The 17,359-nt window shown below is 35.0% G+C and carries 13 protein-coding genes; 3 read left to right on the top strand and 10 right to left on the bottom strand.

Translation table 11 applies throughout. The features are described 5' to 3' along the window. Positions 1 to 113: 113 nt before the first annotated feature. The 6 genes from AC07XN_RS16515 to AC07XN_RS16540 all read right to left on the bottom strand — a co-directional run bounded on the left by AC07XN_RS16515 (position 114) and on the right by AC07XN_RS16540 (position 8,284). Positions 114 to 1,988 (bottom strand): M61 family metallopeptidase, encoded by a 1,875-nt coding sequence (locus AC07XN_RS16515; RefSeq protein ID WP_494743870.1) that lies wholly within the window; start codon positions 1,986 to 1,988, stop codon positions 114 to 116. 121 nt (positions 1,989 to 2,109) lie between these two features. After that, entirely contained in the window at positions 2,110 to 2,679 is a 570-nt protein-coding gene (locus AC07XN_RS16520) for a hypothetical protein (RefSeq protein ID WP_494743871.1), read from the bottom strand. A 141-nt stretch (positions 2,680 to 2,820) separates the two neighbouring features. Further along, positions 2,821 to 4,347 (bottom strand): glutamine-hydrolyzing GMP synthase, encoded by a 1,527-nt coding sequence (gene guaA / locus AC07XN_RS16525; RefSeq protein WP_309920541.1) that lies wholly within the window; start codon positions 4,345 to 4,347, stop codon positions 2,821 to 2,823. 144 nt (positions 4,348 to 4,491) lie between these two features. Next, positions 4,492 to 5,904 carry an MBOAT family O-acyltransferase gene (locus AC07XN_RS16530; RefSeq protein WP_494743872.1) on the bottom strand — a complete coding sequence of 471 codons (1,413 nt, stop codon included), beginning with the start codon at positions 5,902 to 5,904 and terminating at the stop codon, positions 4,492 to 4,494. 124 nt (positions 5,905 to 6,028) lie between these two features. Further along, positions 6,029 to 7,057, bottom strand: coding sequence for a hypothetical protein (locus AC07XN_RS16535; protein WP_494743873.1), 1,029 nt, complete (start codon positions 7,055 to 7,057; stop codon positions 6,029 to 6,031). A gap of 48 nt (positions 7,058 to 7,105) precedes the next feature. Then, positions 7,106 to 8,284 carry an exo-beta-N-acetylmuramidase NamZ family protein gene (locus tag AC07XN_RS16540; protein WP_494743874.1) on the bottom strand — a complete coding sequence of 393 codons (1,179 nt, stop codon included), beginning with the start codon at positions 8,282 to 8,284 and terminating at the stop codon, positions 7,106 to 7,108. Between the two features lie 341 nt (positions 8,285 to 8,625). Between AC07XN_RS16540 and AC07XN_RS16545 the strand changes: the two genes are divergently transcribed. Then, the gene (locus tag AC07XN_RS16545) at positions 8,626 to 9,846 is read left to right on the top strand and encodes an ABC transporter permease (RefSeq protein ID WP_309920554.1); all 1,221 of its coding nucleotides are present in this window, start codon (positions 8,626 to 8,628) and stop codon (positions 9,844 to 9,846) included. A 23-nt stretch (positions 9,847 to 9,869) separates the two neighbouring features. Here the strand turns inward: AC07XN_RS16545 and AC07XN_RS16550 are convergent, their stop codons facing one another. Continuing rightward, entirely contained in the window at positions 9,870 to 10,970 is a 1,101-nt protein-coding gene (locus tag AC07XN_RS16550; protein WP_494743875.1) for an NAD(P)/FAD-dependent oxidoreductase, read from the bottom strand. A 50-nt stretch (positions 10,971 to 11,020) separates the two neighbouring features. Here AC07XN_RS16550 and AC07XN_RS16555 point away from each other — a divergent pair, with 50 nt between their 5' ends. Both AC07XN_RS16555 and AC07XN_RS16560 read left to right on the top strand, forming a co-directional pair. Further along, positions 11,021 to 11,359: a DUF952 domain-containing protein gene (locus tag AC07XN_RS16555; RefSeq protein ID WP_309920560.1), complete on the top strand. Its 339-nt coding sequence runs from the start codon at positions 11,021 to 11,023 to the stop codon at positions 11,357 to 11,359. A gap of 181 nt (positions 11,360 to 11,540) precedes the next feature. After that, on the top strand, positions 11,541 to 13,979 hold the full coding sequence (locus AC07XN_RS16560) for an endonuclease MutS2 (protein ID WP_494743876.1): 2,439 nt from the start codon (positions 11,541 to 11,543) through the stop codon (positions 13,977 to 13,979). 75 nt (positions 13,980 to 14,054) lie between these two features. Here the strand turns inward: AC07XN_RS16560 and AC07XN_RS16565 are convergent, their stop codons facing one another. The 3 genes from AC07XN_RS16565 to AC07XN_RS16575 all read right to left on the bottom strand — a co-directional run bounded on the left by AC07XN_RS16565 (position 14,055) and on the right by AC07XN_RS16575 (position 17,169). Then, positions 14,055 to 14,933, bottom strand: coding sequence for a YicC/YloC family endoribonuclease (locus tag AC07XN_RS16565; protein ID WP_494743877.1), 879 nt, complete (start codon positions 14,931 to 14,933; stop codon positions 14,055 to 14,057). Positions 14,934 to 15,076: 143 nt separating this feature from the next. Beyond that, a complete protein-coding gene (locus tag AC07XN_RS16570; RefSeq protein ID WP_494743878.1) occupies positions 15,077 to 15,802 on the bottom strand; it encodes a 3-keto-disaccharide hydrolase in 726 nt (241 codons plus the stop codon). An 83-nt stretch (positions 15,803 to 15,885) separates the two neighbouring features. Continuing rightward, complete coding sequence (locus tag AC07XN_RS16575; protein ID WP_494743879.1) at positions 15,886 to 17,169, bottom strand: metal-dependent hydrolase family protein; 1,284 nt, start codon at positions 17,167 to 17,169, stop codon at positions 15,886 to 15,888. Between the last annotated feature and the right edge of the window lie 190 nt (positions 17,170 to 17,359).

The following is a 17,359-nucleotide window of genomic DNA, read 5'->3' on the forward strand; positions in this document are numbered from 1 at the left end:
GATATAGTTAGCTAATAATTAGACAAATTTAGGTGTTTTTCAGTTGCATGATAACATTATTTAAAAGCCAGTCAAGAATAATTCCTGACTGGCTTTTAAATTTTATTTGTGATTTATTTTTCGTCTGATGGTACTAACCAAGCTTTGCGAAGAGCAATCTGTGCTTCTGTCGGATTCTCTGCTGGAGAAAGCAGATTTTTCTCAATTACTTCTGGAATAAAGATTTTAGATGAAAGTCTGGTTTCTACTTTCTTATCTCCATTCTTTCTAAGCACAACAAATTCAACGTTATCACCTTCTTTAGTGTTGTTGATAAAATCAGAACGCGTATTTCTAAACGTATTCAGGTCTAATGGTTTTCCATTTAAGGAAACTAGCTCATCACCTGCTTTAAACCCAATTTTAGCTCCGAAAGCATCAATTCCTTCATCATCAATGATAAAGATGCCTTTTGTTTCAGGATTGATTCCTAAATTATAGACCGAAAAGCCTAATGTTTTTTCTAGTTTCTTGTTAGTTTTTTGGAAGTTGATACCTACACTATTCAAGGTTTCTATTAAAGGCAAAGGTTGTTTGCCTTCCACATAATTAGCAAAAAACTGACGAATCTCTGGGAATTTAGTTATTTCAGTAATCTTATCAAAAAGCTCATCATCGTTAAAAGATTTATCCTTTCCATAGTATTTAGACAAATCTTTCATCAAATTCTGTGTTCCATATTTCCCTCCTGATAATTGACGAAGCTTAATATCTAAACAAAGCCCTATCAACGCTCCTTTTTCATATACGTTTTGGTATTGGTCTTTGTATTTTTCCAATACATCAGCCGACATTACTGTAAAAGGAATATCATCTTTGTAATGGTCATACATATTGCCAATTTTAGAACGAAGCATATTCATATACATGGGCAACTCAATCAAACCATATTTTGCTTGCATGTGTCCCGCTGCATATTCTGTAACTCCTTCATACATCCAAAGGTGTTTAGACATTTTTGGATGATTAAAATCAAACTCACCTATTTCTTTTGAGTGAATACTAAGTGGCGTAACGATATGGAAAAACTCATGCGAACAAACATCTTTCACCGTTTGTGCCAATTCGTCTGACGATGATTCAGGCAAATAATAGAAAGAAGAGTATGAGTGTTCTAAAGCGCCATAGCTTCCATTTTTTAAATTATCTGAAAGCACAATGACAAAAGCGTATTTCTTAATAGGCAAAGTACCTCCTAAATATTCTTTCTGAGCTTCTAATAATGTTTTTACATTCTCAGCAATTTCAGCAGAAGTAGCTTTTTTATTAGGCGAATAAAGCGAAATTAAAATATCTGCACCTCCAACTTTCAAAATAGTTGTATCAGGTTTGCAATACATAATAGGTGCATCTACCAAATCATTGTAATTTGAAACACTGAAAACATCCTTTGTATCATCTGATTTAATGGCTGTTAATGAAGATGCTCCATAAAAACCAGTAGGTTTTGTAAAGGTCACTTCGTAAGTACTGCGTTTTAAATCATCAAAGTATCCAAAAAAGCCATGCGTATTAATGGCAAAAAGTTTGTTTTCTTCAATATCAGTACCGGCAGGTTCAAAAACATATTCACCCTTAATTTCTGGTGAATCCCAAGTATCATCTACTAAATACGTGATTTTACTAAGTTTCTTTGCTCCTTTTATTGTATAGCTGTTAGCATCAATCTTATTGACAGTCAATTCTTTTCCTTTATCATCAAAAGCTTTTAATGCAGAGATATAACGTCCAAAATCATAATTGGCATAAGTGCCAGGAACAATTTTAGGAAAATTATACACTATTTCATCTTTCAGTATTTTAGGAGTAGTCAGTGTTACTTCTAATTTATCGTTTTGAACTTTTGTTAAATCAATAAAAAACTGGTAATTGGCATTTTGAGTAACTTTCTGTGCGAAAGTTGGAAGGCATATTGTTAATGCCAAAAACATCAGGAATTTAATCTTCATTGGGCTTTATTAGAGTTGTTAAAATAGTATAACTGCATTTCTTAGAGAAATATAACGATTTCTTAGCAAGAAAGTATATTTATCAAAAAGGAGAAATGGTAAAATCCTTTCTTTTTTGAAATTATCGTTTAAAAATCAGGGTGCCTTGAAGAGAAGTAGCATCATCTAAGTCTTTTTGAGAGCCTTTTACACCAATGGCTAAAGTACCCAATATAAAAAAAGGCAAATCGTTGAAATCTTTAATTTCAATGTTCCCACTAGCACTCTCAGTAAATTTCTTTGTACCTAATTTTAAACTATTTTCAGATAATTCCAATACTGAAAACGTCTGAACGTTTTCTTTTCCAGTTCTGTCTTTAGTAGTTAAATCGATTGTTTTAGCACTATCATTTAATTTCCAAGTACCTACTGTACTACCAGCAACAAAAGTACCATCCTGCTTAAAATCATATGCAAAACCAACTGAAAGTGCATTAACCATTGTAGTATCAACTTTGGGAGTACTTTTAATTTCTTGTAGTGTTGCCTCATACGTTTTAGCATTTGTAATAGTTCCAAAACCAGAGATAGACCATTTACCTACAATGCTCACCGGTGCTTTAGGAACAACGTCTGAACCAAATTTTTGTTCGCAGGCAGTAAAAGAAACAATAGTAGCTAGTATGATGATGAATAAGGTGATTTTTTTCATTAGGATAATTTTTTAGCGTTCAAGACCTAAATTTAAGAAATATGTCAAATAATAAAACTCAAAACTTATTAAACGGTACTAAATTAAAGATAGAAAGCCCGAGTACTAATCGAGCTTTCTATTTATACTTGTTTTGTATGCTTATTCCCACTCAATCGTTGCTGGTGGTTTCGACGAAATATCATAAACAACTCTGTTTACTCCTTTTACTTTATTGATAATTTCGTTTGAAATTTCTGCTAAAAACTCATAAGGTAAATGACACCAATCGGCCGTCATTCCATCTACAGACGAAACCGCTCTTAATGCTACTACTCTTTCATAGGTACGTTCGTCGCCCATTACCCCTACTGACTGTATCGGTAAAAGCATCGCTCCTGCTTGCCAAACGTTATCGTATAAACCTTTATTTTTTAAGCCATTAATAAAGATGGCATCTACTTCTTGTAAAATCTGTACTTTTTCAGCAGTAATATCTCCTAAAATTCTAATTCCTAAACCTGGCCCTGGGAATGGGTGACGGCCTAGTATAAACTGAGGAATTTCTAGTGTTCTACCTACTAAACGTACTTCATCTTTGAAAAGTGTTTTAAGTGGCTCAACGATTTTCAATTTCATATAATCTGGCAAACCGCCTACATTATGGTGAGATTTAATCGTAGCTGATGGACCTTTAATCGAAACAGATTCAATAATATCTGGATAGATGGTACCTTGTCCCAACCACTTAACGTCTTCTATCAAATGTGACTCTTGATCAAACACATCAATAAATACTTTACCTATGGCCTTGCGTTTTGCTTCTGGGTCAGTCAAGCCCGCTAATGCTGTATAAAACTGTTCTTTAGCATCTACTCCTTTTACATTTAAGCCAAGGTTTTTGTATGACTCAAGTACGTCTTCAAACTCATTCTTTCTCAATAAACCATTATCAACAAAAATACAATAAAGGTTTTTGCCAATTGCTTTATGAATTAATACCGCTGCTACTGAGCTATCTACACCACCCGAAAGACCTAAAACTACTTTATCATCCCCTAACTGAGCTTTCAATTCAGCCACAGTAGTATCTACAAATGAGTCAGCCGTCCAATCTTGCGAACATCCACAAACGCCAACAACGAAGTTTTTTAACATCGTTTTGCCTTCTAATGAGTGTGTCACTTCTGGGTGAAACTGTATCCCGTAAGTTTGTTCTCCTTTGATATGAAAAGCAGCAATCTTTACAGATTCTGTTGAACCAATGATTTCAAAATCTTCAGGAATCGACATAATAGTATCTCCGTGCGACATCCATACTTGGTTGTTTTCAGAAACATCATTCAATAACGGATTTTCAGCTACTTTTTGCAATTTAGCTCTTCCGTATTCGCGATGTCCAGCATTATATACTTCTCCGCCACCCGTATGTGCCAATAGTTGTGCGCCATAGCAAATACCTAATACTGGCAATTTACCTCTGAAAAGACTCATGTCAACTCTTGGCGAGTCTTCATCACGTACTGAACATGGGCTACCAGACAAAATTATGCCTTTTACATCTTCACCAATTGATGGTATTTTATTGTAAGGATGGATTTCGCAATAAATATTAAGTTCACGAACTCTGCGGGCAATTAATTGAGTGACTTGTGAACCAAAGTCGAGGATAAGAATTTTTTCGGACATTTTTCGATTTCGGATTGCTGAATTCGGATTGCAAAATTGAGCCTTCCGAAAACTATGCTAAAAAATAAACCGCAAATTTCGGGAAAATTTGCGGTTTTGAAGTAATAAATTTTACTTTTTTATAAAATATCTCTTCAGTGTTTTTTAAAATTGGAAATAAATAAACTGTGCTGGAGCGTCGAACATTCCTAAAAAGAGTATCGCTAATACTATTCCGTAATAAAGTACCCAACGAAACAATATTGGTTTTTGGCTTATAACTGTTCTTAAACGTTGCCCTCTTTGATAAAAATGCACTGTTTCCATCACTAATAAAGAGAAAACAACCATGACAAAATTTGCAAAGCCTTGTCCTAAGAAGATATTTTTATCAATAAAGCTTCTGTTAGTTAGTTGCGAAAGTTGTTCCCCAACACCAGAAAACAAATGCGTAGCTATATGATATGCTGATTTGAAATCAACTGCACGGAAGAAAATCCAAGCAAAGCTAGTCAAACAGAAAACGGTAAGAATCTGGATAATTTTATAAAGGAACGGCAATTTTTTCAAACCTATTATACCTATTACCTTGTTTCTAAAATCAACGGTAAGGTTCGCAAAAATCAAGTAAAATCCATGCATAGCTCCCCAAATAACAAAGTTCCAACTAGCACCATGCCAAATACCCGAAACCAGAAAAACGATAAAAAGATTGTATTCTCTTCGCCATTTAGACACCCTGTTTCCTCCTAAAGAAATATACAGATAATCTCTGAACCAAGTGGAAAGTGAAATATGCCAACGACGCCAAAATTCAGAAATAGTTTTTGAAAAATAAGGGCGGTCAAAATTTTTCATCAAATCAAAACCCATTACCTGTGCCGAACCTAAGGCAATATCAGAATACCCAGAGAAATCACAGAAAATTTGAATTGAAAATAAAGTAGTAGCGACTATCAAAGGAATTCCTTTTTGTTCAAAGGGATGGTCATACACTTGATTTACCATCACTGCCAGACGGTCGGCGATGACTACTTTTTTAAACATCCCCCAAGCCATTAGTTTCAAGCCATCCGTTACGCGCTGATAATCAAAATCAAATTTTTCATAGAATTGATGCAATACATTCTGTGGTCTTTCGATAGGACCAGCTACCAATTGTGGATAGAACATTACGTATAACGAGTAAATTCCAAAATGTCGTTCAGCTTTCTGATTACCTCTATATACTTCTATCGTATAAGACATCGCCTGAAAAGTGTGAAAAGACAGTCCGATTGGTAGTAAAATTTTAAGGTAAGGAATAGGGTTTTCAAGGGCAAAACCTTTCAATAGAAAGCCTATATTTTCGTTCAAGAAATTATAGTATTTGAAAATTGCCAGAACGCCAATGTTAGCAATAAGGCTCATCGTCAAGAACAATTTCCTTTTTTTCCCTTCCGACTGTTCTATATAAATACCTGCATAGTAGTCTATTACAATCGTAAATCCCAAAATAAGCATATAAATCGGCACAAAAGCCATATAGAAATAGCAACTCGCTACCAATAATAATAACCAACGAAAACGATAGGGCATTAAAAAATAAAGTATCGTAACGATGGGAAAAAAGATTAGAAATTCTATAGAATTAAATAACATAGTGATAAAAATCAGTCTTGTTCTATTACTTATGGAAGCGTTGAAACAGACAAGATTTATTTTATTTGTTTTTACTATTAATATTGCTCGCTAAAGGCTCTTGCTTTTTCGTCCTGATTGATTGGATACTTTTCTGAAACTTATCACTATTTTCAAATAATGTCAGTATTCTTTTTGTAAATATTTCCCTTCCTTTATCATTTGGATGATAAGCATTATCATAAAACAAAGTATCGTCCATCAAAGCATATTGGGGTGTACCTAATATTGGTATTTTGAGATGCCCCTTTATCTGCGCACTGATTTTTTTAATAATGTTAGCATTTTCTTCAAAACTTTTCTGTGCTAAACAAGGAAAGGTAAAAAACACTTTAGCTCCTTTCTGTTGGGCAAAAGCATAAAAATCGTTTAAATCCTTTATTTGTTGGCTGAAATCTTGGTCAGATGGTATTGTTGGATAGACAATTTTAGTGGGAGGATTATTCAAATGGCAAAGCAAATCTCCTTTGGGTGAAAAACAATTTCGATAGAAAATAGAAGTTGTATCAGCTATGCTTATCGGTTTGCTTCTCGAATGGTTTAGAGCTTCACCAATCATCAATCTACAATCAGTTAATCGATGAGTAGTATAACTGCTTATTTTTTCAGTAATAGATGGAAAGTGTATCCATTTTTGTGAAGGAGGATAAAAATCTGCGGCAATCAATTGTTCTTCATATTTTCCTTCAGACCTAACCATATATTCTAACGTTATCAATACCACATCTCCTTTTTTCAAATAGGTTTTCAATTCTTCCATCATATACTTACTTCCGAAATTAAAATGCAAAGCAGCATTCACTACTGGCAAACCGATTTCATTCTCTAGCATATCGCTATTTATCCCAAATGCCATGCTTGAACCACTCATCAAAACTAATCTAGGACTTGGCACAGTTGCTAGCATTTTTGTTTTATCGATAATTGTAGCTATATAAGCATTTTTTGAGCGTGGGTCGAAAATTAAATCTAATTTTCTGGCACTATCAATAGCTAACAATGGTAAAAAACCAATCAAAAATAGTTTTAGTATAAACTTTAAGAATTTCAAAATATGTGATTTTATAATGTTATTACGTTAGAGTTAATCTTCAAAATACTATTCTGCATACAATAAGTATTTCTTTCTGATGGCTTTATATTGGTCTAAGTCTTTTTTCCAAGACGCTCGAATCTCTGCTTCTGTTTTCCCTTCTATAATTTGCTTTTTTAAAACATCTGACCCTGCCAGTAGATTAAAGAAAGCATTATTACTAAAGAACTTATTTTTATCGACTGATTGCTGATAAAAGTCTAATACATATTTTAAGGTAAAGCCTTGTTTACGAGCATCTATTTGGCTTAAATCTAACCCATAACACAATTTGCCTTTTTGAGGCGGGTTTTTAGCCCCTGGCTTATCTTCAGGTGTGAAAGTAAATGTTCTGTTAGCTTGATTAGGCGAACCTATCACCTGAAACTGTTTGTCGGTTCCTCTACCAACGCTTACGTCTGTTCCTTCAAAGAAACAGATAGAAGGGTATAAAAGGATTGACTGTAAATTAGGTAAATTAGGGGAAGGGGCAATGGGAGGTGCATAAACCATTGAATGATGGTAATTCAAACATTTCACAACGGTTAAGTTAGCCTTCACCCCATCTTTCAACCAGCCTTCTTGATTAATCATTTGTGCTAATTCGCCTACCGTACAGCCATGCACTACCGGAATGGGGTTTAAACCTACAAATGATGCAAATTTCTTATCTAACACTGGCCCATCTACATAATGTCCATTAGGGTTTGGTCTATCTAACACTAAGACCGCTTTCCCTGTTTCGGCACAAGCTTCCATCACATAATGCATCGTAGAAGTATAGGTATAAAACCTTGCTCCTACATCCTGAATATCAAAAATCACAACATCTATGCCTTCTAATTGTGCAGGGCTAGGTTTTTTATTGGCACCGTACAAGGATACTATCGGTAAGCCCGTCTTTTTATCAATGCCATTCGCAATATGTTCGCCTGCATCAGCTGTTCCTCTAAAGCCATGTTCTGGGGCAAAAATTGTTTTTATCTTTACTCCCAAGCTAATTAAGGAATCAGCCAAATGTGTTTTGCCTATTACTGAAGTATGGTTTACAACCAAAGCTACCGTTTTACCTTTCAAAAGGGGCAGGTATATTTGTGTCTGCTCTGCTCCTGTTTGCAGGGTAGCGATTGTGTTTTTTTTACTGCTTACACAAGAAATAAGCAATAAGCCTGTTAAGATAAAAACGATTTTTGTTGAATGAAGCATAAAGCAAGTTATGAGTTTTGAGTAATGAGTTTTGTTTTTTTGCACCCGTTATTCCATTTTAAAAGATGAAGCTGTTTAAACTTTCCGTTTCTGAGGAGAAAGTATTGTATTTTTGAATTGATTTTTTCAAAATTTACGAAGCATAGCATCGCTACGTTGAGTGAATTTTGGAACAAGCTATTCTAAAAGACTTAGTTTAACCCAAAAGGGAAAATTTAAACAGCTTCGACATAAAAGCAAGTTCTTAACTAAATTCCATCGCACGAAAATCGACTCATTAATCAATTTACCAGTAAAAACTACTTAATTTGTAGTCAAGAAACAAAATTACAAAATACTGCATGAATTTCCCTTATTTCATTTCTCAGCGCATTCAAAATACTAAAACTACCTCTTTTTCGGGTACGGTTACTAAAATCGGTGTGGGAAGTATAGCAATTGGTTTGTCTGTAATGATTATTGCTTTTGCAGTGTTGTTTGGCTTCAAAGATGCCATCCATCAAAAATTATTTAGTCTTACACCACACATCAAAATTTCTAAGTTTTCTGCCAATGAATCGTATGAAGAGAATCCTATCACACAACAAAGTGATCTTTTCCGAAACCATAAAAGTATCAAGGAAATTAGTCATTTCCAGACCTCAGCTTTAAAGGCTGGTATTCTAAAGACGCGTCAGGATATTTTAGGTGTGGTTTTAAAAGGCATCAACCGTGATTTTGATTTCAAAAGGTTTGAACCAAATATCATTCAAGGCAAACAGATTAGCTTTGATACAAGTGGCTATTCAAAAGAAATACTTGTTAGTAAAGTAATTGCAGATAAATTGAATTTAGGGGTTGGCAATGATGTAATCATGTATTTTTTGAATGCTCCGGACCGCCCTAGAAAATTAGTGGTGAAAGGTATTTATGAAACCCAAATGGAGGAGTTTGACAAGAATTTAATTATTGGCGATATCAGGCTTATTCAAAAAATGAATAATTGGGGCGTGGATTCTGTAGGTAGTTATGAAATTTATATTAGTGATTTTACGCAAATAGATGCTGTTTCCAAAAAAATTCAGCGTAAAATCCAACCAGATATGAAATTAGAAAAAGTAACAACTACTTATATGGGTTTGTTCGACTGGCTGGGTATGTTGGATAGAAACATGGTTATTTTCCTAAGCCTAATTTTGTTTGTTGCTTCCTTCAATATGATTTCAATTCTGTTGGTATTGATGTTAGAACGTACACCAATGATTGGTGTATTAAAAGCATTGGGAGGAAGTAATTGGCAAATCAGGAAAATATTTTTGTGGAGTGGCTTTTCTATGATATTTAGGGGACTTGTTTATGGAAATTTGTTGGGCATCGGCATTTGTTTATTGCAAAAACATTATAAAATTTTTCCGCTCGACCCTGTGAATTATTACATGAATACCGTTCCGATAATGATGAATTGGCCCGTAATTCTTTTACTTAATTTAGCTACTATTTCTTTGGTACTGTTCGTGTTAATTATTCCAACTTTTGTCATTACGCGTATTGAACCTGTTAAATCTATTGTGTTTAGGAAATAGGGGTTTCACATATCTTTCTTGAATTAAAACTCATCCCCATGAGTTGATTTAATAATGGCTTTTAAGGCAAATTTGAAGTTTTTCAAACTCAATAAGGCTATTTCAGAAAGCACTTCGTTACCAAATAGTTGTTGGACTGTTCGGCCTACCCAAAGTCTTTGGGCAAAAGTTTTTTTCCATGCTTTTTCGTAATTTTGCTCTAGCAATGTCCTGTCGTCGAAATGTTGTAGGATGTTTTCGGATAAAATTTTAGCACCATGGATAGCCATAGCCATTCCGTTTCCGCATAAAGGTGTAATCAGTCCTGCCGAATCACCTACCATTAAAATATGGTTTTCGATGGTTGTTTTCGGCGTAAAAGAAATTTCATTAATTACTTCGGGCTTGTCGTATAGGAAAACTGATTCTGTAAATATCTTTCTTAGATGCGGATTTTTCCAAAGAATATTCTTCTCCATCTCGGAAATAGAACCATACTTTTTGAGATTTTCTCTAGTAGTAAGATAACACAGACAGTGCTTATCGTTTTCGATGGCAGAGATACCACAATAACCATCTTTAAAATTATGGAGCGCTATTAAATCTTGTGGAAAATCAGTTTTGATATGATATTTCACTCCAATATACGGGCTTCTTTTGCTAAAAAAACTACGCTTTAAAGTGGCATCTAGTTTTGTTCTTTTTCCGAATGACCCAATCACATAGCGGGCTTCAAAAGTTTGATTAGAGGTGCTTACCGTAAATTGGTCATGATGAAAATCAATATTTTCGACATTTTTATTTAATAAACAATGAACATTATTTTGTTGAGCTAAGTGATATAAAGCTTCGTCAAAAGTATAGCGACTAATGCCAAAGCCTCCTAAATCGAGCGTTGTTTCTAAAACTTTTCCTGAAGGTGAGGTAAATTGAAATCTAGTAATGTCTTTAGTATCTAATTGATTAAAATCAAGACCTAATTGTTGTAAAAACGGACGTGTTTCATTAGAAATATATTCACCACATACGCGGTGGAAAGGGTAGTGTTTCTTCTCAATCAATAGTACTTTTTTGCCAGCTTTGGAGAGCAAAATACTGCTGACCAAACCAGCCAACCCTCCGCCAACGACGATGATATCATACATAATTTTATTTTTTTACCAATTAGCTCACAACAATGTAGTAAATTTAAACAATGAAACCAACACTTTATCACATCGTGAGTCCAGAATGGTGGGCTGAGTTTTCGGATTTAGATTATTATGAATCAGAAACACTTTCAGTAGAAAAATTTATTCATCTTTCTACTTCAGGACAAGTACAAGGTACCCTAAACAATTATTTTGTAGGTAAAGCCCAGCTATTGTTACTTCATCTTGATATGGACAAATTGAGCGCTGAACTTCGTTTTGAAACTGTTCGTAATGCTGATACGTTTCCACATTTATACGGAAGACTGAACAAAGATGCTATTTTAAAAGTTGAAGAATTACTGCCCAATCCAGACGGAACCTTTACTTTCACGGCTAAATAGTCTGTTATCAATGTATTTAAACCTTAGAACTTTGTGTTGTGTTCAAGGGTTTTATAAATGAGTATATATTTATTTAAATAATTTAGTAATCCTGCTGAATCTACAGTATCAATCGAATAACAATGTGACGACCATTTGTTAACGCTACAATTCATACTCTAAATTCCGCAATCAATATGACATGTTATACCCACAAAATATAGAACAAAAATTAGGCTTTGACCGCATCCGAGAACACCTCAATGAATTGTGTGTGAGTTCTCTGGGAAGAGCCTTCGTCAATAAAATCCGTTTTGCCGATAATTACGATTTAATTCAAAAGATGATTCGGCAAGTAGCCGAAATGAAAGATATTTTGCAGTTTGAGCCAGAGGCTTTCCCTGCTCAAAATTATCTTGATGTCAATCATCAACTTTCTAAAGCTGCCATTGAAGGAGCATTCTTGACTGAAGAAGAGTTTTTTGATTTAAAACTTTCATTAAGAACAATACAAGAATGCTTACGCTTTTTTGATAACAAAGAACCTGAGGCTTATCCGCAATTAAGAGAATTAGTTGGCACGGCATTCTCAGCCGACTTAAACCTTCGTCAAATTCTGGATTCATTAGATAAGGTAATCGACGACCGTGGTAAATTGAAAGACAATGCCAGTCCAGAATTACAGGCTATTCGTCGCAGAATCCAAAGTCAAGAAATAGAGTTACGTAAAAAGCTAGAAAGTATCTTGAAGATGGCACGTTCAAATGGCTGGATTTCGGATGACTTTTCTTTGACTTTACGTGGTGGTAGAATGGTCATTCCAATCGCTGCCGAACACAAACGTAAGATAAAAGGCTTTGTTCATGATGAATCTGATACTGGTAAAACAGTATTCATGGAACCAACCGAAGTATTGGAAGCCAACAATGAAATCAGGGAATTAGAATCGGCCGAAAGACGTGAAATCATCAGAATTTTGATGGAATTAACGACACGAGTACGTCCGCATGTGCCAGTATTACGCAAAGCTTATACATTTTTAGGGATTATTGACTTTATCCGTGCCAAGGCACGATTAGCCATCGAAATTAATGGAATAGCTCCATTGAGCTTGAACAGTCAAATTGTCGATTGGAAAAATGCGGTGCATCCCCTCCTCTTTCTTTCTTTCAAAAAACAAGGAAAAAAAGTACAGCCACTTAGCATTACATTAGATTCCGACCAAAGGATTTTATTAATATCAGGCCCTAACGCAGGTGGTAAATCAGTTACCTTGAAAACCCTAGGATTGGTGCAATACATGTATCAATGTGGATTGTTAGTGCCAATGGCTGAACATTCAACTATCGGTATTTTCAGAAGTGTTTTTATTGATATTGGCGATGAGCAAAGTCTTGAAAATGATTTGAGTACTTATTCGTCACACCTTACCAACATGAAGTATTTCCTGATTAATTCAGATAGAAAAACGTTGTTTTTAATTGACGAATTTGGTACAGGAACAGAGCCAACTTTGGGTGGAGCGATTGCCGAGAGTATCCTAGAAGATTTGAATCGTTCAGGCGCTTATGGTGCTATCAATACGCACTATACTAATCTAAAAACATTTGCTGACCGTACCAAAGGGCTGGTAAATGGTGCTATGCGTTATGACGCCGAACACCTAGAGCCTTTGTATGAGTTAGAAATAGGAAAGCCCGGTAGTTCTTTTGCCATTGAGATTGCCTATAAAATTGGTTTACCAAAAGCAATTATTGATAAATCGAAGCAAAAAATTGGTAATCAACAGGTTAGTTTCGAGAAGTTGATTAAAGAACTAGAAATTGAAAAGAAAGTTTTTGCAGATAAAAATGTAGAAAATGCTCAGAAACAACGCAAGCTCGACCAATTGCTAGAACAGTATAACTCTTTGAAAACGTATCTGGACACAGAAAAGAAAACGATTCTGAATACGGCGAAGGTTCAAGCGAAGGAGTTAATCAAGAATACTAATCAGAAAATTGAAGCGACTATCAAAGAAATTCGTGAACAAGGTGCTGAAAAACTAGCTACGAAAGAAATCAGGCAAGATTTAGTTGATTTTCAAGAAAGCTTAGTCCTTGAAAAAGTAGCGGCTAAAAAGCCAAGTCCTAAAGAAGAAAAAGAGAAAGAAGAACGCGAAGAAATTGAAGTGATTTTGGGCGAAATTTCGGTAGGTTCTTTAGTAAGAATTAAAGGACAAGAAGCCTTGGGAGAAGTATTGAGTTTACGTGGGAAAGATGCTGAAATTGCGATTGGTGATTTGAAAACTACTGTGAAGATAAATCGTTTAGAAAAAATTTCTCGTAAAGAATTCAAACAAAGAACAACATCAGTTACCAAAATTGTGGGCGTGGATATGAATGATAAGTTGATGAATTTCTCATTCAACCTTGATTTACGAGGGAAACGTGGCGAAGAAGCGTTGGTAGAAGTAGATAAATTTATGAACGATGCCATCATGGTAGGCTATAATGAACTAAGGATTGTACATGGCAAGGGAGATGGTATCCTAAGAAATTTAATTCGTCAACATCTCAGAGGTTATAAACAAGTTGCCAATACGCAAGATGAACATGCTGATAGAGGAGGCGCAGGCGTTACTTTGGTGAGTATGAAATAATTTTGGGGTTATTACTTATCTTATCCATAGCGAGGTACTTAAGTGCCTCGCTATGGATAGGAAATAGATAAACTGCTAAAGAACATTAGAAGTCTGTTCTTTAATTTTCTCTAATTCATCTTTCATATTGATGACCATTCTTTGAATCACCACATCGTTTGCTTTTGAACCGATTGTGTTGATTTCACGACCAATTTCTTGGCAAAGGAAATTTAATTTTTTTCCGTTTCCTTCTTTCAATACTTCTTTGAAATATACTAAGTGTGTACCTAAACGTACCTTTTCTTCTGAAATATCGTATTTCTCTATGTAATAAATTAGCTCTTGCTCAAAGCGATTTTTATCAAAATCATCCGCTTCTAATAAATCAGTTACTGACCTTCTCAATCTTTCACGAACTGCGGGAATACGAAGTTTATCTTGTACTTCTACCTCCTTTAGTAACTCTCCTATTTTATCAATGTATTCAATAAATTTATTCGTAACAATATCACCTTCACGCAAACGGAATTTAGTACATTCGCTAATTGCCTGATTTACAGCCGACAAAATTATTTTCCATTCCTCTTCCGCTTGTTCTTCCGAAACAGTTTCAGTATTATAAGCATTAGGCAAAGAAAGGGCTATTTTGAACAACTCAGTAGTATCATCTATACCATACCCACTACCAGTATCCTGCAAATCCTTCATATAAGCCTCCACTAAAGGGCGGTTGATACTTGTTCCTGAACTAGCAACATTTGTATAGTTTGTACTTAGGTTTAGTTCAATTTTACCTCTTTCTAAATTCTGTGTCAGCAGGTTTCTGATTTCTATTTCTCTGAAAGATAGACTTTTAGGAATTCTACAATAAATATCTGTAAACTTAGAGTTCAAGGTTTTTATTTCGGCAGTGACGGTCAGATGCGGAGCTTCTATCACCGATTTGCCAAAACCAGTCATTGATTTTAACATTATATAATTGTTTAGAAAACGTGATATCATTAATATATAAGGGTGCAATATACAGAAAATAAAAGTGTTATAAAGCAAAAAACTGTAAGTGACATGCTTTCATGTACTTACAGTTTTTGCTTGATACTATCAATAGTATTAAACTATAATTCTTTTATTTTGATATTTCTGAACCAAACTTTATTACCATGGTCTTGGAATACAATATGACCTTTCGTATAAGTTCCCCAGTTTTCCATTCCTTTGAATTTACTCGCGGCAACTAATTTTTTATATTCTTCGCTACCAATAGTATATTCAATCACCATTCTGCCATTCATATACAATTTTACATGACCGTTCTTTTGTTCAATCATTACTTTGTTCCACTCTCCTACTGGCTTCACATTTTCAGGCTCATATTTGATCAAATCATACAAGTTACCTGCTCTGTGTTTGTCGATTTTACCATCAGCATGTCCGTCGTTATCCAATACCTGAAATTCAGGGCCAGTATACCAAGAATAAGGGTGTTTAGTAGCATCGTCTTCTTGAGCATTGAAAATAATTCCAGAGTTTCCTCCTTGAGAGATTTTCCAGTCACAAGCCAAGATAAAATTCTCATAAATACCATCAGTAGTCAACTCTCCTCCACCTTTAGTATTCCAGCCGTCCATTTCGCTATTGTCCAACATAATGGCATTATCCGAAATTTTCCAAGCAGGACCAAGGTCTTTCTTGTTAAAATTTCTCCAGCCATTCAAGGTTTTACCATCAAAAAGAAGTTTCCATCCTTGTTTTTTTTCTTGAGAAGTCAAGGTATTAGGCTTCTGTGCAATCGTTGATAACGAAGCGCATACCAACGTAATGATTACAAAAAGGTTTTTCATGTTTATGAATTGAAATAATAGTATTGTTTTATATTGGCTCGTAAATTAATCATTTTAGTCAATTATTCAATCCTTATTTATGCTTACAGCGTTTTATATACTACGCCATCCTTCATCACAAACGATACTTTTCTCATTACTTTAATATCCTGTAGTGGGTTCCCATCAGTAGCAATGATGTCGGCAATCTTACCTGTTTCAATAGAACCTGCTTCTTTCTGCGTTCCCATAATGATAGCAGGAGTCATCGTAGCAGCCTTGATAGCTTCCATCGCTGGCATACCAGCCTCTACCATATATTGAAATTCATAAGCATTGTAGCCGTGAATAGAAACACCAGAGTCGGTACCAAAAGCGATTTTCACGCCTGCTTTATAAGCTTTAGCAAAAGTAGCTTGAATCAGTGGTCCAATTTCTAAAGCTTTTGGTACTACCAAGGGATGATAATAGCCAGGGATTTTTGCTGAATCGGCCACTGTTTTACCTGCAATAATAGTAGGTACAAAGTAAGTACCATATTTTTTCATCAATTCTATGGCTTCATCGTCCATATATGTACCATGTTCAATAGTCGTTACGCCTCCTCTGATGGCTCTTTTAATCCCTTCGGTACCATGAGCATGGGCAGCTACATGGAAACCATAGTCTTTTGAGGTCTCTACAATGGCTTTAATTTCTTCCTCTGTAAACTGTGGTGCTTTACCACTTTTTGCTAAACTCAATACTCCCCCTGTTGCGGTAATTTTGATACAATCTGAACCTTCTTTATAACGTTGACGAACAGCCTGACGACATTCGTCTGCACCATTGACCACTCCACTTAAATACTGGGGGTCAAGGCTTAATTTATCTGCCAAAGCATTTGAAGGGTCACCGTGTCCACCAGTAGTAGCAATAGTTTTGCCAGAAGTAAATACTCTTGGGCCAATGGTTGTTCCTTTATTAATAGCATTGCGTAGCGCAATATTTACGCCAGAACCACCTAAGTCTCTAACGGTAGTAAAGCCAGCCATCAAGGTAGTCTTGGCATATTTGGCAGCATCAAAGGCTACATCAGCTTGGTTTTGTTGATATCTTTTCAGTTCTCCGCCTTTGCTAGTTTCATTTTCCAAATGCACGTGCATATCAGTAAGCCCCGGCATTACAGTTTGAGTTTTCAGATTAATTACTTTATCTGTTCCAGATGGTGATGTAAAGCCTTTCTGAATAGCGGTTATTTTTTTGCCTTCTACAACAATTGTTACTTGGCTTTGAGCTTCATTCTGAACACCATCGATAAGTGTTCCACAATGGATAAGTGTTTTTTGAGCAAAAGAGGCAGTACTTAACAGGCATAATCCTGCAAGTGTTAGTAATTGTTTTTTCATTTGTTGATATTAATTAAAGGTAGTGATGGTTTTTAGTTTTATTTAAATAATCAAATCTATATAAATATATGAATAATCTGTTTAAAATAGCTGTTTGCAAAACTATTTTAAGTAAACGTGCTAAAGGTTATTGTATAAAAACGATAACTCAAATTTTACTATTAGTTGACGACTGAAGTCGCCAGCTAAT

This window comes from Arcicella sp. GW458-12-2-14-TSB2, assembly GCF_059423785.1.

Coding starts and splice junctions, on each gene's coding strand:
- guaA (WP_309920541.1), bottom strand. CDS start 4,347: ATGTCCGAAAAAATTCTTATCCTCGACTTTGGTTCACAAGTCACTCAA.
- AC07XN_RS16570 (WP_494743878.1), bottom strand. CDS start 15,802: ATGAAAAACCTTTTTGTAATCATTACGTTGGTATGCGCTTCGTTATCA.
- AC07XN_RS16565 (WP_494743877.1), bottom strand. CDS start 14,933: ATGTTAAAATCAATGACTGGTTTTGGCAAATCGGTGATAGAAGCTCCG.
- AC07XN_RS16555 (WP_309920560.1), top strand. CDS start 11,021: ATGAAACCAACACTTTATCACATCGTGAGTCCAGAATGGTGGGCTGAG.
- AC07XN_RS16515 (WP_494743870.1), bottom strand. CDS start 1,988: ATGAAGATTAAATTCCTGATGTTTTTGGCATTAACAATATGCCTTCCA.
- AC07XN_RS16575 (WP_494743879.1), bottom strand. CDS start 17,169: ATGAAAAAACAATTACTAACACTTGCAGGATTATGCCTGTTAAGTACT.
- AC07XN_RS16530 (WP_494743872.1), bottom strand. CDS start 5,904: ATGCCCTATCGTTTTCGTTGGTTATTATTATTGGTAGCGAGTTGCTAT.
- AC07XN_RS16545 (WP_309920554.1), top strand. CDS start 8,626: ATGAATTTCCCTTATTTCATTTCTCAGCGCATTCAAAATACTAAAACT.
- AC07XN_RS16540 (WP_494743874.1), bottom strand. CDS start 8,284: ATGCTTCATTCAACAAAAATCGTTTTTATCTTAACAGGCTTATTGCTT.
- AC07XN_RS16560 (WP_494743876.1), top strand. CDS start 11,541: ATGTTATACCCACAAAATATAGAACAAAAATTAGGCTTTGACCGCATC.
- AC07XN_RS16550 (WP_494743875.1), bottom strand. CDS start 10,970: ATGTATGATATCATCGTCGTTGGCGGAGGGTTGGCTGGTTTGGTCAGC.
- AC07XN_RS16520 (WP_494743871.1), bottom strand. CDS start 2,679: ATGAAAAAAATCACCTTATTCATCATCATACTAGCTACTATTGTTTCT.